Here is a 19,946-nt window from a genome sequence, read left to right on the forward strand (position 1 = left end):
CCGGGTGCGATCAGACACGTGGGAGCCACCGCCCCGACGCCGCACGTGCGTCGAGATACAGCCAGCGACCGTCGACGCGGACGAAACGGCTGTTCTCGTGGAGCGAGCCGCGCTCGCCGTCCAACACGAAATGGGCCCGGAACTCGACGGTGCCGGCGGTGTCGAGGAGTCCGCCGCCGCTCGACCCGAGGATGTCGAGCCGGGTCCACCGCTGCGCGGGATCGAGGTCGAGGTCGTCAGGCCGGGTGCTCGGATGCCAGGTTGCCAGGAGATAGTCGGCGTCGAGGACGGCGAAGGCGCTGTAACGGGACCGCATGAGCCGCTCGGCGGTCGGGGCGGTGGCCTCGCCGCGGTGGAACCGTCCGCAGCAGTCGTCGTACGGCTCACCGAACAGGCAGGGGCATCGACCGGTCACGACTCCAGTATGGACGGTGCTCACACCAGCTTGTGGCTGCGGTCCTTCCAGTACGGTGCACGTAGTTCCCGTTTGAGGATTTTCCCCGTCGGATTGCGCGGCAGCATCTCGACGACGTCGATGCTGGTCGGGCATTTGAACTTTGCCAGACGCTGGTGGGTGTAGTGGATCAGCGCGTCCGGGTCGGCGACGGTTCCCTCGACGGGGACGACGATCGCCTTCACAGTTTCGCCCCAATGCTCGTCGGGCACACCGATCACCGCCACCTCCGCCACCGCGGGGTGTTCGACCAGCACCCGCTCGATCTCGGGCGAGTAGACGTTTTCGCCGCCGGTGATGATCATGTCCTTGAGACGGTCCTCGATGTAGACGAATCCGTCCGCGTCCGCGCGTCCCATGTCGCCGCTGCGGAGCCACCCGTCGGCGGTGATCGCCTCGGCCGTCGCCTCGGGTTTGCCGAGATAGCCCGGCGTCCGCTGCTCCGTGCGCCACCATAATTCGCCGGTCTCCCCGGGAGCGACGTCCCGGGTGGTGACCGGGTCCACGATGCGCATCTCCACGCCGGGGATAGGCTGTCCCGCCGACGCCATGCGTTCGACCTGCGTTTCGTCGCGGTGCACCCCGGGGAGGAGGGCTGTGACGACACCGGCGCATTCGGTCATCCCGTACACCTGGACGAACTCCGTCCTGGGCCAAGCAGCCAACGCGCTCCGGAGTAGCGGCAGTGGCATCGGCGCCGCTCCGTACGTGATGCGGCGGAGCGCGCCGAACGCGGCGACGGCCTGTTCGCCTGCGGCCAGGACGCCCGCGATCACCGGCGGAACGAGGAACGCGACAGTGGCTCCGGCGGCAAGACCTGCAAACAGTGACGGGGCATCGGCATCCCGCGCGACATGGCATCGAGCGCCGGCGTGGATTCCCATGATCGCGTAGCAACTACCACCGACGTGGAAGAGCGGCATCGCGACGAGGAAGCAGTCGTCCTCCCGGGCGGGAAGCACGGCGAGCGCGTCGACGTTGTGGGCGTTCAGGTTGCGGTGCGTCAGCTGCACCCCCTTCGGCTTACCGGTGGTTCCGGAGCTGTAGAGAATCAACGTCGTCGACTCGGGATCCACGACGGGCGGCCGCCACAACGGGGACGCCTCCGTCAACCACGGCTCGAATTCGTCGTGCTCACCACCGACGGTGATGAATTGCTCGATACCGGTCATCCGATCGCGCAGCGCCATGACCTGTTGCAGAAACTCGTTCCCGACGAAGAGGATTCGGGCACGGCAGTCGTTGATCACGTAGTCGAGTTCCTCGCCGGCGAGCCGCCAGTTGGGAACCGCGATGGCCGCCCCGAGCACACCCGCCGCGTAGGTCACCTCCAGGCAGGAGAGGTGATTCTTGTCGAGAAAGGCGACCGTGTCTCCCTGCCGTATTCCTTCTTCCGCCAGAGCTCCGGCGATCTGCAGAATGCGGTCGCGCCATTCGGACCACGTGTACGCGCGATCCTGGAACTGCACGGCGATGGCGTTCGGTCGGAACTGCGCCCAGTGCGCGAGCCGGTCGAAGATGATTCCGTTCGCGGCGTCCGACATGCGCCCACCTCTCCTGTGTGACATCAGTCACAAGGTTAGTGGCCGGGGGACGGCTCAGGACGGTTTTGCCCTCACCCGGCGGGAGCGGCCGGCCTGCGTGCGCCGGTGCGGCGAAACGCGGCACCGGCGACTATTCCGACCACGATGAGCGCGATCGCCAGCCAGTCCGGGTCATTGTCGGTGACGAGCATGGCGATGCCCACGCCCATCACGAACGGTGGCAGGAACTCGAACAGTTTCAGGAGCGGTGGTGCCACTTCTTCCGGTTCTCCGGGTTCCCGCGGCGCCCGCGCAGTCGCCACATCCGGATACCACTCGGTGAAGGACAGCGCGAACAGCAACGCCCCGATCGGAATGATCCAGCCCGTCCAGAAGTTGTCCGGCTGCCCCAGCACCGCGTCGCCGAACAGCCCGGCCGCCGCCGATACCGTGAACGACAAGGCCCACACCAGTGTGATGCGCTGGTTGATCGCCAGGAAGAGCGGGGAGCTCCAATACTCCTCAGGTGTGGTCTCTTTCGCATACGGCAGGGTGAACGGGTTGCGCAGCAGCAGTGAGCCGAACGCGAAAACGACCAACGCAAGGCTCGACATTTCACCCGACCACGTCTCCAGCCACGTGATCACGGTGTCGGAGGCGAACAGTCCGATAGCGGCGAGGCAGCCGAAGTAGACGATGTCGAACACTTCGAGGGGTTTGAGGGCTCCACCCCGGCGATGGCTGAGAAACAGGAACAGGATCGACAACGCGAGAGCGGCGGCGACCGATTCCTCGAATCGTCCCGGACCCGACAGCAGCGACATCACGATCCACGGAGTCAGTCCGGCGAAGGGCGACTGGAGGAATGCGTCGACGAATCGCGCGCCTGCTCTCGGCTTCGGGGACTCGGTGGTCATGAGCTTCTCCTTCGCGCCGGTGTGTCCGAATTCTCTCAGGCCGCCTCTCGCGCTGCTCAGGTTTCCGCGGTGCCGGTCCACGATCGTCGTCCGCGAAAGATCAGGGTGGTCCCCGATGGCGGCCCGACCCACCTCTCGACAAGATGGTGGAGTGCGCCCCGCGCGCCGGCCCGACCCGTCACCACGGGGTGGGGCCGTCACAGAAGAAACGAAAGGCGATCATGAGCACGCATGCCCCCGCTGTCGCTGCCCGTGCTGTCGAGCTGTCGAAGACCTACGGCACCGGCGACACCCAGGTCCACGCGCTCAGCGCGGTGTCCGCGGAGTTCGCCCGTGGTGAGTTCACTGCGATCATGGGCCCCTCCGGGTCCGGTAAGTCGACGTTGATGCATTGCCTCGCCGGGTTGGACTCGGCCAGTTCGGGTTCGGTGCTCATCGGCGACACCGAGCTGACGACGCTGTCGGACAAGCAGATGACGCAGCTGCGCCGCGACCGTATCGGGTTCGTCTTCCAGGCGTTCAACCTGGTGCCGACCCTCACCGCTCTCGAGAACATCACGCTTCCGCTCGACATCGCGGGCCGTGCACCCGACGCGGTGTGGTTGAACAACGTGCTGGACAAACTGGGTCTGCAGGACCGCCTCGGGCATCGCCCCGGCGAGTTGTCCGGCGGACAGCAGCAGCGCGTGGCGTGTGCCAGGGCGCTCGCCGGACAGCCGGAGATCATCTTCGGTGACGAGCCCACCGGAAACCTCGACTCGAAGTCTTCGGGGGAGGTGCTGTCCATCCTCCGTGCGGCGGTCGACGAGTTCCACCAGACGGTCGTGATCGTCACGCACGATCCGCGCGCGGCAGCGTACGCCGACCGGGTGGTGTTCCTCGCCGACGGCAAGATCGTCGACGAGTTGAGAGATCCGACCGCCGATTCGGTCCTCGATACGATGAAGCGGCTCGACGAGCCGGCATCGGTATCCGGCGGCGCCCATGCACTCGCTACGGACGCGGTGGTCTGACGGTATGGCGTCCACCTCTCGCGCTCCCATGCGCAAGGTTTCTCTGCGCAATCTCGCCGCCCACAAGGTGCGGCTCGCGCTGACCGTCCTTTCCGTCGTCCTCGGCACCGCCTTCGTCGCCGGGTCTTTCGTCTTCACCGACACACTCCAGAAGACCTTCGATTCGATTTTCGAGAACACCGCCCAGGGCGTCGACGTCCGGGTGTCGAGCGCCGAGGAGAACTCGCGCGGTATTCCACTCGCGGACGTGGACACGGTCGTCGCGGTCGACGGAGTCCGCAAGGTGGCGCCCTCGGTCAGCGGACAAATCGTGCTCATCGGCTCCGACGGTGCTGCCGTGCAGACCGGGGGAGCGCCGAGCGTCGGGGAGTCCTACCTGCCGCCCGACCAGGCACTCGGTGAGGCCGACGAGTACCTCGAGGGCACTCCGCCGGCCGAGGTGGGCCAGATCGCGGTCAACGCGAGCGCCGCCGAACGCGCCGGTCTCACCGTCGGCGACACCACGAAGGTCCTGGTCCCTGCCCGCGGCATGGTCGACGTGACGGTGTCCGGCATCTATTCCACGGGCAACGACACCGGTGGCTTCCTCAGCGCCACGTTCGTGGACTCCCAGGCGCGTGAGCTGTTCACCGACGGAGAGCACGTCGAGTACCTCGATGTCGCCGGAACCGGTCTGTCGCAGACTGATCTGCGGGACCGGATCGCCGCGGCCCTCCCCGATGCCCAGGTGCAGACGGGCGACGAGGTGCGCGAGGAGACCAAGGCCGAAATCTCCGAGGCACTGAGTTTCGTCAACTATTTCCTGCTGGCATTCGGTGCAATCGCCCTTCTGGTGGGCACCTTCATCATCTACAACACGTTCTCGATGATCGTCGCTCAGCGACTGCGCGAGCTGGCCCTGCTTCGTGCAATCGGAGCCAGCCGTCAGCAGGTCGGCCGGTCGGTTGTCTTCGAAGCACTCGTCGTGGGAGTAATCGGCAGTGCGATCGGAATCGCCGCCGGGATCGGCCTGGCGTACGGTCTGCGCACATTGCTCAACGCGTTCGACCTCGGCCTGCCCGAGGGACCGCTCCAGGTCGGACCACGGACGATCCTCGTCGCCCTGGTGATCGGTGTCGTCGTCACGACGGTCAGTGCGTACGCACCGGCCCGTCGAGCGGCCAAGGTTCCGCCCGTGGCGGCGATGCGTGAGGAATTCGCGTCCACCGGGGATTCGCTGCGGATCCGGACGATCGGCGGTGCGGTGCTCGGCGCGGTCGGTGTGGTGGGCCTCGTCGTCGGTTCGCGAGGGACGGGAGGCGGTGCGGCCGCAGTGGTGGGTATCGGTGCCCTGGGCCTGATCCTCGCCGTGCTGTTCGCCGCGCCTGCACTGTCCCGGCCGGTGGTCGGTGCACTGGGCGCCGTCCTCGCGAAACCGTTCGGGCCGATCGGCAGGCTCGCCCGCACCAACGCCGTCCGCAATCCCCGGCGCACGGCCGCCACCGCGTTCGCCCTCACGCTGGGACTGATGCTCGTTTCGGTGATCGGCGTATTCGGATCTTCGGCCAAAACGGGCGTCAATCAGCTCGTCGACGTGGGAGTGACCGCCGACTACATCCTCACCGGGCCCAACCAGATCGGTGTCCCGTCCGGCGCGGCGCGTGCCGTCCGGAACCTCGACAGCGTCCAGAGTGCCACCGCTCTGCACCCCGTGTCCGTCACGGTCGACGACGAAGCAGAGCAGGGCGCCTCACTCGAAGGTCCTATCGACGGGGTGCTCGACTACACCCTCGTCGAGGGCGCCGCCGACCTCACGGCCAATCACCTGCTGGTCTCCCAGACAGCGGCCACGGACAAGGGCTGGACCCTCGGTTCGACGGTTCCGATGAAGAGCGCCGACGGCAAGGTCGTCGACGCGGAGGTGGCGGGAGTGTTCGAGGACAACCAGCTGATCGGGGAGTGGGTGGTGTCCGACGACGTGTATCGCCAGGTGATGCCCGCCGCAACCCTGCCGGCCTTCACGGTGCTGATCGACGCGAAGCCGGGAACAGACCTGACGCAACTACGGTCCGACCTCGAGGCCGCGACCAAACAGTTCGTCGTGGTTCAGGTGCAGGACCGCGAGCAGTTCAAGGGAACACAGGGTGCACAGATCGACACCCTCCTCGCCATCCTCTACGGGCTGCTCGCCCTGGCCGTCGTGATCGCGATCCTGGGAATCATCAACACGCTCGCCCTGTCCGTGGTGGAACGACGCCGTGAGATCGGCATGCTCCGGGCCGTCGGAATGCAGCGTGCGCAGATGCGTCGCACCATCTATCTGGAGTCGATGCTCATCGCGGTGTTCGGTGCCGCAGTCGGGGTGTTGCTCGGAATCGCTTTCGGGTGGGGCTTCGTGAGCACGTTGAAGGATCAGGGGCTCGAGCAGGTGACGGTGCCGTGGGGGCAGGTCACCGCCATGCTCCTCGGATCCGGCGTGGTCGGGGTGCTGGCAGCGTTGTGGCCCGCGAGCCGGGCAGCACGCACCCGCCCGCTCGAGGCCATCGCCGACCTCTGACTCGTGAGCATTTGATATGACTGGTGCACGGAATGTGATGGCGATCATGTGGGTCGCGTCGGCAGATTGGGCGGGTACGGGACAGTGCAGAAGATCGTCATCGTAGGAGCAGGTCTGGCAGGCCTGCGCACAGCTGAGGAACTCCGGCGGGCGGGCTACGCGGGTGACCTGGTACTTCTGGGCGGTGAGCCACACCTGCCCTACGACCGGCCGCCGCTGTCGAAGGAAGTGGTGCGCGGCGAGAAGAGCGACACCACGCTCAAGCCGCGGGAATTCTTCGACGAGAACAACATCGAACTGCGGCTCGGTGTCGAAGCGGCCTCTCTCGATCCGGAATCCCGCATCGTGAGACTCGCGGACGGCTCCGAGGTGGCCTACGACGAACTGGTGATCGCCACCGGCCTCGTGCCACGCCGCATCCCCGGTCTACCGGAACTGGCCGGCATCCACGTTCTCCGTTCCATCGACGAGTGCCTCGCGCTGCGATCGGACATGGCCGATGCCCGGCGTGCGCTGATCGTGGGCGCCGGTTTCATCGGTTGCGAACTCGCGGCCAGCATGCGGGCCGGCGGGCTGGATGTGGTGCTCGTCGAGCCGCAACCGACGCCGCTCGCGTCGATTCTGGGCGAGAAGATCGGTGGCCTGGTGGCGCGACTGCACGTGGACGAGGGCGTCGATCTCCGGGCCGGGGTCGGCCTGCAGTCGTTGACCGGGACAGATCGGGTCACCGGGGCTGTGCTCGGTGACGGCAGCGAGGTGGCCGCCGACGTCGTCGCGATCGGGGTCGGCTCGGTGCCGGTCACCGGTTGGCTCGAGGGGTCCGGCGTCGAACTGGACAACGGCGTGGTCTGCGACGATGTCGGCCGGACAGCGGTTCCGCACGTGTGGGCCGTCGGCGACGTGGCCGCGTGGCAGCTGCAGGTGGGCGGCCGCAAGCGCGTCGAGCACTGGAGCAACGCCGGCGAGCAGGCCAAGCTTCTCGCCGGTGCACTGACCGGGACGGGGAGTGGAAGTCCCGCGGCGCACGTGCCGTACTTCTGGAGCGACCAGTACGACCTCAAGATCCAGGCATTGGGCGCCGTGGCGGGCACCGACGTGGTGCACGTGGTCAAGGACGACGGACGTAAGTTCCTCGCGTACTACGAGCGCGACGGCATCCTGTCGGGAGTCGTCGGCGCCGGCATGGCAGGAGCCGTGATGAAAATGCGGGCCAAGATCGCCGTCGGTACGCCCATCAATGAGGTTCTCGAGGCCGCGTCGGCGTAGGGCGGTTCGCGAGGACGCGATAGATTCGACCGGTGATTGTTGCGCTCATCGACTCGGGCCTGGGGATGCTGCCCACTGCGTTGTGGCTACGCACGAAGCGGCCGGAGCTGAACCTGATGCTCGCCCTCGATCCGGATGGAGCGCCATGGGGCCCCAAACCGGAACAGTGGGTGATCGATCGGGTCCTCGAGACCGCGCAGCGCTGCCTCGACCGCGGTGCAGAGGTGATCGTGCTGCCGTGCAACACGGCGAGTGTCACCGCACTCGAGCACGTGCGGGAGTTGGTCGGACCGGGTGTCCCGGTGATCGGTACGGTGCCGGCGATCAAGCCCGCGGCCGCTGCGTGTGACTCGGTTGCGATCTGGGCGACAGCGGCCACCACGTCGAGCCGGTACCAGGCCGATCTGATCGAGCGTTTCGGCAACGGAAGTTCCGTGGTGAGCATTGCCTGTCACGGGCTGGCCGAGGCCATAGACCGGGGCGAGCGCGAGGCGGCCACTGCAGCCATCGCTTCGGCCGCAGCACGCACCCCCGACGATGTGGGGGCGGTGGTGCTGGGATGCACGCACTACCCACTGGTGGCGGACGAGATCGCGGCAAGTCTCCCCGCGGGAGTGCACTTGTTCGACAGCGCGGAAGCGGTAGCGGCGCAGACCATTCGCCGCATCGATGCACTCGGTGAGGCGGGTGACGCTCGAGGTGCACTCCACGCTCGTACCGGCTCCGTCGAGGTCTACCTGAGTGGTCGACCCGGCAGCCTCCCCGAGAGCGCGCGTGCGTTTCCGGTCGGCCGACTGCTCACAGCGGGCGCGTCTCAGCCCAGCTGAACCATCCCGGCGGCCACCACGCGCGCCACATTGTCCAATTCGTCGCCGTACCTACGTGGTAGGTCGTCGAGGTCGTGGAGACGGTCATTGCCCGCCATCGAGAACATGGCAGCCACCCAGGCCGTTGCGCACGCACGCAACGTGCCCGGTTGCACCGGATACGGCGAACTCGCCTGCAGGAGCCGTTCGGTGATATCTCTGAGGTAATCGCGGAACCGCCGCAGATGAGCGCGAACATCCGGGTGGGTCTCGGCCTCGCGCCAGATGATCACCCGCATCACCGACGAGTGGTGGTCGCGCAGATTCAACGCGGTATCGAGGTTCACCAGGCTCGCCGCCGGATCACCAGGACTCACGAGGGGACTGACGTCACGAAACGGTTCGGTGGGCAGCCGCTCGGACAGCAACGCCAGGAGGATGTCGGTCTTGGCCGGGAAATAGTAGAACACCAAGCCTTTCGGGACGTGGGCGGCCGAGGCGATGGAGGCGGTGGATGTGGCGTCGAATCCGTGTGTCGCAATGAGGGATTCGGCGGCGTCGAGGATCAGCTCCCGGGCATCGCCATCGATCTTCGCGCTACGCCGTCGCCGTCCTTTGCGGGGTGGGGGAACGCCGGGTATTCCGAGATGAGGTGCGTGCATGAGCCTTTTCCGGACGTGAACGGCGGGGCGAAGGCCGGGGCGGCGATGACTATCGCCGGATCCACGTTCCTTCGCCCCGCTCGAATCGGTGTTCTCGGTATGCGGCACGGATCAGTGATGGGTGGCAAGCCCTCCGTGTCCGTGCATCCGGGAACTCATCACCGGCATTGCTGTGACAGCCACGACTACCGCGAGCACGCCGACCACCCACGCGGTCCACGACGCTCCCCGGAGTCCGTCGAAGTTCATCACCCAGGGGGAGAGGAACAGCAGAACACCGAAGATGCCCATGGCGTATTCGGCCATCGTGAAATCCGGACGGAACATATGGACCAGACCGGACAGCGCGATGAGAGCGCCCAGCACGATCAGGGACCACCGGGCGGCATTATTCGTGTCGAGCCACAGCGGCGAGAGCGCCGCGAAGACTCCGATCACGATGGCCGCTATATCTTGCATGCGACTCCACGACTTCATGTCCAGCCTCCTCGGAACGGATTGTGTCCACCTCGAGTACACGCCTGATTGACCGCCCGATCAATATCTGCGTCGTTGCAGTCCAGTAACGTCAGCCGCTGGTCAAAGCCATTTCGTAACCATTCTCGAGGATGTCGGTGGCGTGTGGGACAGTGCGCTGGTGACCTCCACTGCGCGCGACGTGATCCAGGCACTCGCTGAACTGGCAGACGAGAAAGTCGCTGTGGGATCTGCGCGCTTTTTCAAGACCGGACCGGGTGAATACGGGGAGGGCGACGTATTCATCGGTGTGCGGGTTCCGGCTACCCGGGGGGTGGTGCGCCGGCACCGCGATCTCGAGCCGCCCGAGGTCGAGACCCTGCTCGACAGCCCCGTGCACGAGCACCGTCTGGCCGGCCTGCTGATTCTGGTGTACCAGTGCACGGCTGCAGCCCGCGTCGGCGAGGACGCCGTGGTCGAGAAGGTGGCCCGCTTCTACCTCGACCTCGTGTTACGCGGACGCGTCAACAATTGGGACCTCGTCGATTCCTCCGCCGACCACATCCTCGGCACCTGGCTTGTCGAGAAACCACGGGACCTGATATTCCGGCTCGCGGCGGATGACGACCTGTGGCGACGACGCGTGGCTCTACTCAGCACCTTTGCGTTCATCCGGCGAGGGGACGCGTCGACCACGCTGGAGGTGGCGCAGCAGGTGCTCGGTGACCGACGGGATCTGACCCAGAAGGCGACGGGATGGATGCTGCGGGAGGTGGGGAAGCGGGTCGACCGCGCTCTGCTCACCGATTTTCTCGACCGCAACGCCGCCGTGATGGGCCGGACCGCGCTCAGCTATGCCTGCGAGCACCTGACGGCCGAGGAGCGAGCCGCCTACCGGGCGCAGCGCTGACCGTGCCGCACGCGATACCGCTACATTCGGTGGCATGACCCTCGCCGATCCCCCTCGCCGCCGCCGTACGGGGTCGGTCCTCGTCGGCGTCCTTGTCCTCGCAGCCGTGCTGGCAGTCGGGGTGTGGTGGTGGGCGCCGACGCGCTACCTGCCCTGGGACACCGCAGACTTCCCTGCCGTGGACAGGTCCGCGTTGTCGCCGCAGCAGGCGACGATCATCGACCTGCTCGAAACCGAACACAGCCGGCAGCGACCGGGCACCTTCTACTCCGAGGGAGTGGAGGAACCCTGGTGTGCCGACTTCGTCAGCTGGATCATGCGAGAGTCCGGTCGGCCCCTGTCGAACCCCAATTCGGGACATTGGCGCATTCCTGGGGTGTACACGCTGCAGGAGTACTACGAATCGCAGTCCCGGTTCGAGGAGGTCGGTAGCGGATACCGGCCCTCGGTCGGCGACGTGGTGCTCTACGACAACACCAGTTGGGTCGGTCAGCACACCAACTTCGTCGTCGCGGTGGACGGTGACTCCGCAACGACGGTGGGAGGCAACGAGTTCGGTCGGGTGCGCGTGCACACCGTCGACTGGTCGAGCGACTCCGCAGTGGTCGGATTCGGCCGGCTGGAGTGAGGGTCGCGGCCGACGGGTCTCAGAATTCGATCTTCAGATGGTCCGTGACGGGCCGGGCCTGGCAGCCGAGGATGTAGCCGCTCTCGATGTCTTCCGGGTCGAGGATCTCGCTGTTCTCCATCTCGACCTCACCTTCGAGTACCGTGCAGGCACACGATCCGCACTCGCCCTCCTGGCAGGAATAGGGCACGTCGATACCTTTGGCGAGCATGATTTCCACCAGCGTCTGCTTGCGGGGCCAGCTGAGATTGTGCACCTCCCCGTCGAGTTCGACCTCCACGGTGGCGGCGTCGGCTGCTTCGTCGTCGGTGACCTCGACGACATCGGCATCGCGGAAGGGGTCACCGGCGAGTGAGTTGAACACCTCGGCGTGCACCTGGGTGCGCGGCATCCCGGCGTCGGCAAGTGCCTTGTGGATGGTGTCCATGAACGGAGTCGGTCCGCACATGAACGCCTCGTGCCCGACGTAGGGTGCGACAGCGGAGGCGAGCTGATCGACGCAGGGGAGGCCCTGGACGGTCTCGAGCCAGTGGATCGACACGAGGCGGCTCGGGTACCGGCCGGCGAGTTCCCGCAACTCTTCGGCGAAGATGACGGACTTCTCGTCCCGGTTGGCGTAGAAGAGTACGACCTTGCCGGACCCTTCCGTGAGGGCGGCCTTGAGTATCGAGATCACCGGCGTGATGCCGCTGCCTGCGGCAAACAGCAGGAAGTCGTGGTCGAGGGACTTCGGGGTGAACACACCCGACGGCGGCAGCACCTCGAGGGCGTCACCGACGGCGACGTGGTCGCAGAGCCAGTTGGACCCGTACCCGTCGGAGGTGCGCTTGACCGTCACCTTGGGTGCGTCGTCGCTGAACGGTGAGCTGGCCAGCGAGTAGCACCGCGCGACCGAGCCGGTGCGGTCACTGGGTATGCGCAGGGTGAGGAATTGACCGGGTTTGTAGGCGAACTTGGCCGCGAGGTCGGCGGGGACGTCGAAGACCAGCGACCGGGAGTCGGACGTTTCCTCGACCACTTCGGACACCGTGAGCACCGCTGATCGTGAGCTGTGCGGCACCTCGACAGTCGTCATCGCGTGTGTAGTCCTCTCCATGATTCGCAGCGTCGAAACGCTCCTGCATCTGCCTCAAATATAGAACAGGTTCTAGTTTTTGCCTAGCGGGTCGCTCCAGCGTAACGAGCGCCGCCCTGGCCGGTTCGGCCCGTGCCCACCTGGCCGATCGGAGAGTTCGTGCGCCGCAGTCGGACGGTTCAGGCCCGCAAGTCTGTGACGAGTGCCCGAAGTGAGTCACAGTGAATCTCAGCTGAGACGCCGATCACACCGGCAGACGGTTTTCCTTCCACCGGCAGCTCAGTTTCGACACCGACAACTTCGAGGAGACGGCCATGGCCATCGAGCTCAACCAGATCTGGGACTTCCCCATCAAGGAGTTCCACCCCTTCCCGCGGGCACTGATGGGAGTGGGCGCGCACGACATCATCGGAGTGGAGGCGAAGAACCTCGGGTTCAAGAGGACGCTGCTCATGACCACCGGTCTGCGCGGTTCGGGAATCATCGAGGAACTGGTCGGCAAGATCGAGTACCAGGGCGTCGAGGTGGTGCTGTACGACAAGGTGGAGTCGAATCCCAAGGACTACAACGTGATGGAGGCCGCGGCCCTCTATCAGAAGGAGAAGTGCGACTCGATCATCTCGGTCGGAGGTGGCTCCAGCCACGACGCGGCCAAGGGTGCTCGAGTGGTGGTCGCGCACGACGGGCGCAACATCAACGAGTTCGAGGGATTCGCGAAGTCCACCAACAAGGAGAACCCGCCGCACATCGCCGTCTCCACCACTGCCGGTACCGGTTCGGAAACCTCGTGGGCGTACGTCATCACCGACACGTCCGACATGAACAACCCGCACAAGTGGGTCGGCTTCGACGAGGCGACCATCGTGACGCTGGCGATCGACGACCCGCTGCTGTACTACACCTGCCCCCAGCACTTCACGGCCTACTGCGGATTCGACGTACTCGCCCACGGCAGTGAGCCTTACGTGTCCCGTCTCGATTTCGCACCGTCTCTGGGCAACGCGCTCTACTCCGTCGAGCTGGTGGCGAAGAACCTGCGGGAGGCGGTGTTCGAGCCGCGCAATCTGAAGGCCCGTGAGGGAATGATGAACGCGCAGTACATCGCCGGGCAGGCATTCAACTCCGGTGGTCTCGGCATCGTGCACTCCATCTCGCACGCGGTCAGTGCGTTCTTCGACAGCCACCACGGTTTGAACAACGCGATCGCGCTTCCCCGTGTGTGGGAGTACAACCTTCCCTCGCGGTACGAGCGCTACGCGCAGTTGGCAGGGGCGTTGGGCGTCGACACCCGGAACCTCACCACGGTGCAGGCCGCGGACGCCGCCGTCGAGGCCGCGATCCGGCTGGCCAAGGACGTCGGTATCCCCGACAACTTCGGGCAGGTCCGCACCGACTCGTACGAGAAGAACCAGATGAACACCAAGAAGTACGAGGGCCGCGGCGACACCATCCGGGGCGACGAGAAGACCATCCGCGCCATCTCCGAGCACATCCAGGGCGACTGGTGCACGCCCGGAAATCCCCGTGAGGTGACGGTCGAGTCGATGCTGCCCGTCGTCGACCACGCGATCAACAGCGCGTACTAGCTCCACCGAACTCGCGTCCGGGGCGGGCGTGTCCCAGCCTTTGCCCCGTGTCTCAGCCTGGCCCCGCCCCGGATGCGTTCCCACGACTGACACTGCTGACGAAGGACGGAAGCCGCACCATGACCGCACCGCACACCGCTCCATCCCTGGCGGATGTCCGCTTCGCCGATGGAATCGAACTGAAAGCAGCCCTGCGCGAAGTCGACTACATCGCCGACGACGAGTTCTCGGTCGTCGTACACCTGGCGACCGCGCTCGACCGGCCGCTCCTCCTCGAGGGCCCCGCCGGTGTCGGGAAGACGGAGCTGGCGAAGTCCCTGGCGGAGGCCGCGGGCCGCAGGCTCGTCCGGTTGCAGTGCTACGAAGGTCTCGACGACAACCGTGCACTGTACGAGTGGGATTACGCCAAACAACTGCTGCACGTGCAGATGCTGCGCGACCGGCTCAGTGATCAGGTGGCCGCGTTCGACGACGTCGCCGACGCGTCGAGGTTTCTGGCGGCGCAGGATTTCGGTCTGTACTCGGAAGCATTCCTGTCGGTACGGCCCCTGCTCGAGGCGATCCTGTCGCCGGAACCTGTGGTGCTGCTCGTCGACGAGGTGGACCGCACCGAGGAATCGATGGAAGCGCTGCTGCTCGAAGTTCTCGCCGAGGGACAGGTCACCATTCCCGAGATCGGCACGTTCACCGCGCGCTCGGCGCCGTGGGTCATCCTGACCTCCAACGACACTCGCGAGCTCTCGCCCGCCCTGAAACGGCGCTGCCTCCACTACCACCTCGACTACCCGACCCCCGAACGTGAGCGGGACATCGTGACCGCCCGTGCGCCCGAGGTGGAATCGGCCGTCGCGGCGGATGTCGTCGAACTGGCGCGGACTCTGCGCGCACTACCGTTACGCAAGAGCCCGTCTATCGCCGAGGTCATCGACGCCGCCCGCGCCGCGGTGGTGCTGAAGGCGACCGGCGTTGCGGTCACTTCGCAGTCGGCGATCCGCGACATCCTCCTCGCCGCGCTGCTCAAGTACACCAGCGATGTCGATCTTGCTCGCGGCCGACTCGACGGCGTGGCGAGCCCGCCCCCCGCGCCGGCGCCTGAGGCGGGGGCAGGCAGTAGAGAGCGGGTCACCGTCGCATCCCGTCCGGCCAACACGACCACAGCGGTGTTCCGCGGACACGGCGGCCGCGACCGCGGTGGCATCGGCGTCGGCAACGGCCGTCCTGCGAGGCGATGACGATGTTCGCGGTCCGAGGCGCGCCGACGCCCGAGTCGCAGCTCCTCGATGTGCTGGCGGCGTCGTTCGGCGCACTGCTGCGCCGGTACGGAGTGGCAGCGTCTGCGGCGGAGGTGATCGACGTCCGGCGTGTGCTGGGGCTCGTCGGCGCACGGCAGCCGGACACCACGCGGGCCGCGCTGCGCGCGGTGTGCGCCAAGTACCGTTACGAGCAGTCAGGATTCGACCGGGCCTTCGACGTGTTCTTCGGTGCTGTCGCCGCGGCCGCCCCCGATCTCCGCGCACCGTCCCGAACCGAGTTCGCGGAGGGGCTTCCCACTGCCCTCGAGGTTGCCGACAACGTCGATACGGCCCGCTATGCCGAATACAACGAGCGCGCCGCGGAAGTCGGCGACCACTTCGATACGCCGGAGGCCGAGAAGGGTTTCAATCCTCACAAGGATGACGACGATGTCAGCATGACGTCGAGCGATGCCGAACTGTCCGTCGACTCCGAGGCCGATTCGGGCCGACGCGGCGTCACCTACACCGTCGACGTCTCGCGGGCGGCGAGTACTGCCGTCGGTGACCTGGCGACGTCGACGAGCGGCGCCGTCGTGGGATCGCTGTCCTGGGACGATCCGGCATCGATTCTCGCGTGGCTCGACGCCTACGACCCCAGCGCGGTGTACTCGGACTCCGGTGTCGACGAGCCGCTGACCGCTGCCCAGTTGAATCGTCTGGCAGAAGCAGTCGAGGCGTTCGTCGGAGCGCTGGCCGACGCCCGGGACGCCGCCGGGCAGGCCGCTCCGGATGTTCCGATGGCGGACGGCCAAGGATCGGCCGTCTCACGCGCCGAGGTCAATCAGGCATGCCACGAGATCCTTCGGCGGATGCGTGGCCCCGCGCGTCCCCGTCCGAGGGAGCTGACCGCGGGACGGCTGGACATGCGGCGCACGGTCCGTGCGAGCCTGCGGACCGAGGGCGTGCCCTTCCGCTTGATGGTGAAGGCGCCGCGTCCTGACCGGGTACGTGTGCTCGTTCTCGCCGACGTCTCGCTGTCCGTCCGACCGGTCACGGCCTTCACCCTGAGGTTGGCGCAGGCGATGCACCGCCGCGCGAGCCGATGCCGAGTCCTGGCATTCGTGGACAGGCCCGTCGATGTCACGGACACACTCCTCGCGGGCGGAGACGACGACGCACTCGCTGCCGTGCTCGCCGATCCCCGCATCGATCTCGAGGCGAGCAGCGACTACGGCCGGGTGTTCTCCGAGGTCCTCACCGCGTTCGGCAACGAGGTTCACTCGCGCACCTCGGTGCTCGTAGTGGGTGACGGAAGGGGCAACGGATTGCCACCGGGCCTGGACGAGTTCGCCGCTCTGCGGAGGAAGGTGCACCGCCTCGCGTGGATTACGCCGGAGCCCGAGCGGTACTGGGATCAGGCGTCGTGCGCGATGCCTCGGTACGCCGAAGTCTGCGACCGAGTGGTAGTCGCGCGGGACGCGGTCCAGCTGTTGGCCCGCGCCGCCGAACTGGGTCACGCGTTGCGATGAACGGCCCCCGCCGAGTGTGCCTCCGATACCGTGGCTGGGGATATCCTGAGGGCACGTCATCGAGAAGTGAGTGCATGGTGCCGACGGCTGAAGATCCCCTCGAGACCCAGCGCGATGTGGCGTCGAACGTCGCGGCGGAGTTGACAGCGGCTGGATTCGAGGAGGCGCACGAGATCGGGCAAGGCGGCTTCGGGGTCGTCTACCGGTGTGTTCAGCCGGAGCTCGACCGCACGGTGGCGGTCAAGGTCCTGACCGCCGAACTCGACGAGGAGAACACGGCGCGGTTCTTCCGTGAGCAGCGGGCCATGGGCAGGCTGACCGGACACCCCAACATCGTCAATGTCCTCCAGGTCGGTGTCACCGGAAGCGGTCGTCCCTACATCGTGATGCCCTACCACCCGCAGGATTCACTCGACGCCCGGATCCGGAAGAGCGGTCCGCTTCCACTGGGCGAGGTCCTTCGGCTCGGTGTGAGGATCGCGGGTGCTTTGGAGACGGGGCACCGACTCGGCATCCTCCATCGCGACGTCAAACCCGCCAACATCCTTCTCACCGACTACGGCGAACCCGCGTTGACCGACTTCGGGATCGCGCACATCTCCGGGGGATTCGAAACGGCGACCGGAACGGTGACGGGATCGCCGGCGTTCACGGCACCCGAAGTTCTGCGGGGCGATCCGCCGAGCCCGGCCTCGGACATCTACGGCCTCGGTGCCACGCTGTTCTGTGCGGTCACCGGTCACGCGGCGTTCGAACGCCGAAGCGGGGAGCAGGTCATCGCACAGTTCCTCCGGATCACCTCGCAACCCGTACCGGATCTGCGGGAGAAGGGCATTCCCGCGGACGTGAGCGCGGTGGTCGCGCGCGCGATGGCAGCGAACCCCGGTGATCGACCCGCGACTGCCGCGGAACTCGGTGACGCGCTGCGACAGATGCAAGCAGACAACGGACTCCCGGTCGACGATATGGCCGCCCGGCACGGTGCGCCCGGCCGATCGCAGGCGAAGTCCCGTCTCCCAGCGCAGCCCACGGCGCATTCGCTTGTCGGCGCCGACGGTAACCTGCCACTGGAACTGACCAGCTTCATCGGTCGGCGACATGAGCTGACGGAGGCGAAGGCGAAACTGTCCGATGCGCGCCTGGTGACCCTGACGGGCATCGGCGGTGTCGGGAAGACGCGTCTCGCGCTCCGTGTCGCCGCCGACGTCCGACGCGGATTCGCCGACGGTGCGTGGTTGGTGGAACTCGGCGAATTGCACGACGAATCACTTCTGGTCGACGTCGTCGCGGCGGCACTGGGTCTGCGGGACGGGCCGGTGAGCTTGTTGAAGAACACCCTCGTCGACTTCCTGGCCGCGCGACGGATCCTGCTCGTATTCGACAACTGTGAACAGGTGGTCGGCGCAGTCGCAAAACTGTCCGAGAGCTTGCTTCGTAGCTGTCCGGATGTGCGGATCCTGGCCACGAGCAGGGAACCTCTCGGGATCGGCGGAGAAGTCGTGCTTCGGGTTCCCCCGCTGACCGTCCCCGACCCGGCCCGTCCCTCGTCCCTTCAGGCAATGCCCCGGTACGACGCAGTCACGTTGTTCGCCGACCGCGCCGCCGCCGCGGTGCCGGGCTTCGAGCTCACCGAGGAGAACACGGACACGGTGGCGCGGATCTGTCAGCGACTGGACGGCTTGCCACTCCCCATCGAACTGGCGGCGGCGCGGCTGCGTGCCATGTCGACCGAGCAGATTCTGCGTCGCCTGACGGACCGTTACGCTCTGCTGACCCTCGGCAGCAGGGGCGCACCCACACGGCAGCAGACTCTGCGTCTGTCGATCGATTGGAGTTACGAGCTCTGCACGCAGCAGGAACAGCAGTTGTGGGCGTGGCTGTCGGTGTTCGCCGGGAGCTTTGAACTCGACGCGGCCGAAGGCGTGTGCGCAGAAGCTCCCTCTGCCGAAGACCTGCTCGATACGGTCACCTCGCTGGTGGACAAGTCGATCCTCATCCGTGAGGAGTCGGCCTCGGTGGTCCGGTTCCGCATGCTCGAGACGCTGCGTGACTACGGCAGCGAGAAGTTGACGGTAGCCGGCGAAGCCGACCGGCTGAGGAGGCGGCACCGGGATTGGTACCTGCAGTTGGCCGAGGATGCGAGGGCGGAGTGGATCAGCCGCGAGCAGGTGGCGTGGATGCGCCGCCTCGCCCGCGAGCAGCCGAACCTGCGGGAGGCGATGAAGTTCTGTCTGGCCGAGGCGCATTCGGCGTCGGGGTTGCGAATCGCGACCGCATTGTTTCGGTTCTGGCTCGCCCGAGGCATGTTCAGCGAGGGCCGGCACTGGCTCGACCGCTTCCTGGAGATGTCGCCGGTCGAGGTCAGCGAGGAACGGGTCGCAGCGCTGTACGGAAACAGTGTGCTCGCCGAGGCCCAGGGCGACGTGGCTGCCGGAGCGTCGCTGGTAGCGGAAGGGAAGACGCTCGCGGCGCAGACGGACAACGTCGCGATCCGCGCGCACATCTCTCATTCCGAGGGTGTGCTGAAGTTGTTCAGGGGTGATCTGCCCGGCGCGCTCGAGTGTTTGGAATCGGCCCTCGAAGTGTGCGGGGACTGTGGCGAGCCCGCCGTGCACATCGAAAACCTGGACTCCCTCGGAACCGTGAGGGCACTGCTCGGAGACTCAGCTGGGGCGATCGAACACTACGAGAGTGTCCTCGAGATCACGGAATCGACCGGCGAGTCGATGTACCGGTCGCACACGATGTGGGCGATGGGCGTAGCCCTGTGGCGTCAGGGCGATGTTCGGCGGGCGTCCCGGTATATCGAGGACGGGCTCGCATTGGCCAGGCGGGTCGACAGCGCGGTCACCGTGGCAACCTGCCTGGAAACGTTGGCGTGGATCGCGGGTGACGGCGATCCACGACGCGCCGCGGTCCTCATGGGAGCGGCGGAGTCGCTGGCGAAATCCAGGAGAAGCTCCACGGTGCTGTTCCCCGATTTGCTCGTCTATCACGAGGAGTGCGAACAGCGCGCGCGCAGTGCCCTCGGAAGGAAGGAATACGAGTCGGCGTGGGACGAGGGCAGGACGCTGGTCGTCGACGACGCTGTGGCGTTCGCGCTCGGCGAGCAGTCGCCGAAGCGTCCTTCCTCCTCACGCGGGACGGCCGACCTGACGAAACGAGAGCGAGAGGTTGCCGACCTGGTGGCCGAGGGCTTGACCAACAAGCAGATCGCTGCCCGGCTCGTTATTTCACCTCGCACCGCGCAGGGGCACGTCGAACATCTCCTCGCCAAGCTCGGCTTCGCCTCTCGGACTCAGATCGCCGCCTGGGTCGTGGAGCATGGTCGGACCTGATCACTGCTGCTG

16 protein-coding genes are annotated in these 19,946 nt (G+C 66.6%); 10 read left to right on the forward strand and 6 right to left on the reverse strand.

Annotated elements, in window-relative coordinates; all coding sequences use genetic code 11:
* Positions 1–10 precede the first annotated feature (10 nt).
* From R4P95_RS27540 to R4P95_RS27550, 3 genes are all read right to left on the reverse strand, one after another.
* On the reverse strand, positions 11–439 hold the full coding sequence (locus R4P95_RS27540) for a YchJ family protein (protein WP_317746984.1): 429 nt from the start codon (positions 437–439) through the stop codon (positions 11–13).
* Positions 436–1,998, reverse strand: coding sequence for a long-chain-fatty-acid--CoA ligase (locus tag R4P95_RS27545; RefSeq protein ID WP_317746983.1), 1,563 nt, complete (start codon positions 1,996–1,998; stop codon positions 436–438). The genes R4P95_RS27540 and R4P95_RS27545 overlap by 4 nt, the downstream gene beginning before the upstream one ends.
* Before the next feature lie 71 nt (positions 1,999–2,069).
* On the reverse strand, positions 2,070–2,894 hold the full coding sequence (locus R4P95_RS27550; RefSeq protein WP_317746982.1) for a hypothetical protein: 825 nt from the start codon (positions 2,892–2,894) through the stop codon (positions 2,070–2,072).
* A 221-nt stretch (positions 2,895–3,115) separates the two neighbouring features.
* On the opposite strand from R4P95_RS27550, the gene R4P95_RS27555 reads away from it, so the two are divergent.
* The 4 genes from R4P95_RS27555 (at position 3,116) to R4P95_RS27570 (ending at position 8,536) form a co-directional block, all read left to right on the forward strand.
* Positions 3,116–3,907, forward strand: coding sequence for an ABC transporter ATP-binding protein (locus R4P95_RS27555; RefSeq protein WP_109331726.1), 792 nt, complete (start codon positions 3,116–3,118; stop codon positions 3,905–3,907).
* A gap of 4 nt (positions 3,908–3,911) precedes the next feature.
* Positions 3,912–6,443, forward strand: coding sequence for an ABC transporter permease (locus tag R4P95_RS27560; protein WP_317746981.1), 2,532 nt, complete (start codon positions 3,912–3,914; stop codon positions 6,441–6,443).
* Between the two features lie 84 nt (positions 6,444–6,527).
* On the forward strand, positions 6,528–7,709 hold the full coding sequence (locus R4P95_RS27565; protein WP_317746980.1) for an NAD(P)/FAD-dependent oxidoreductase: 1,182 nt from the start codon (positions 6,528–6,530) through the stop codon (positions 7,707–7,709).
* Between the two features lie 32 nt (positions 7,710–7,741).
* Positions 7,742–8,536, forward strand: coding sequence for a glutamate racemase (locus R4P95_RS27570; RefSeq protein WP_317746979.1), 795 nt, complete (start codon positions 7,742–7,744; stop codon positions 8,534–8,536).
* On the opposite strand, the gene R4P95_RS27575 is transcribed toward R4P95_RS27570, so the two are convergent.
* Positions 8,524–9,177: a TetR/AcrR family transcriptional regulator gene (locus R4P95_RS27575; RefSeq protein WP_208961152.1), complete on the reverse strand. Its 654-nt coding sequence runs from the start codon at positions 9,175–9,177 to the stop codon at positions 8,524–8,526. The genes R4P95_RS27570 and R4P95_RS27575 overlap by 13 nt on opposite strands.
* A 111-nt stretch (positions 9,178–9,288) precedes the next feature.
* The gene (locus R4P95_RS27580) at positions 9,289–9,654 is read right to left on the reverse strand and encodes an SPW repeat protein (RefSeq protein ID WP_201453447.1); all 366 of its coding nucleotides are present in this window, start codon (positions 9,652–9,654) and stop codon (positions 9,289–9,291) included.
* A 157-nt stretch (positions 9,655–9,811) separates the two neighbouring features.
* Here R4P95_RS27580 and R4P95_RS27585 point away from each other — a divergent pair, with 157 nt between their 5' ends.
* Complete coding sequence (locus R4P95_RS27585) at positions 9,812–10,543, forward strand: DNA alkylation repair protein (protein ID WP_213577814.1); 732 nt, start codon at positions 9,812–9,814, stop codon at positions 10,541–10,543.
* A gap of 34 nt (positions 10,544–10,577) precedes the next feature.
* Complete coding sequence (locus R4P95_RS27590; protein WP_317746978.1) at positions 10,578–11,171, forward strand: CHAP domain-containing protein; 594 nt, start codon at positions 10,578–10,580, stop codon at positions 11,169–11,171.
* A gap of 19 nt (positions 11,172–11,190) precedes the next feature.
* Here the strand turns inward: R4P95_RS27590 and R4P95_RS27595 are convergent, their stop codons facing one another.
* Positions 11,191–12,246, reverse strand: a complete 1,056-nt coding sequence (locus R4P95_RS27595) for a ferredoxin--NADP reductase (protein WP_317746977.1) — start codon at positions 12,244–12,246, stop codon at positions 11,191–11,193.
* A gap of 314 nt (positions 12,247–12,560) precedes the next feature.
* Between R4P95_RS27595 and mdo the strand changes: the two genes are divergently transcribed.
* From mdo to R4P95_RS27615, 4 genes are all read left to right on the forward strand, one after another.
* Positions 12,561–13,832, forward strand: coding sequence for an NDMA-dependent methanol dehydrogenase (mdo, locus tag R4P95_RS27600; RefSeq protein WP_213577115.1), 1,272 nt, complete (start codon positions 12,561–12,563; stop codon positions 13,830–13,832).
* 119 nt (positions 13,833–13,951) lie between these two features.
* Complete coding sequence (locus R4P95_RS27605) at positions 13,952–15,064, forward strand: MadB family AAA-type ATPase (RefSeq protein WP_317747062.1); 1,113 nt, start codon at positions 13,952–13,954, stop codon at positions 15,062–15,064.
* A 2-nt stretch (positions 15,065–15,066) separates the two neighbouring features.
* On the forward strand, positions 15,067–16,596 hold the full coding sequence (gene madC / locus R4P95_RS27610) for a MadC family VWA domain-containing protein (protein ID WP_317746976.1): 1,530 nt from the start codon (positions 15,067–15,069) through the stop codon (positions 16,594–16,596).
* 74 nt (positions 16,597–16,670) lie between these two features.
* Entirely contained in the window at positions 16,671–19,934 is a 3,264-nt protein-coding gene (locus tag R4P95_RS27615) for a protein kinase domain-containing protein (protein WP_317746975.1), read from the forward strand.
* Positions 19,935–19,946 lie beyond the last annotated feature (12 nt).

Source organism: Rhodococcus sp. IEGM 27, from assembly GCF_033142305.1.
Taxonomy (GTDB): Bacteria; Actinomycetota; Actinomycetes; order Mycobacteriales; family Mycobacteriaceae; genus Rhodococcus_F; species Rhodococcus_F oxybenzonivorans.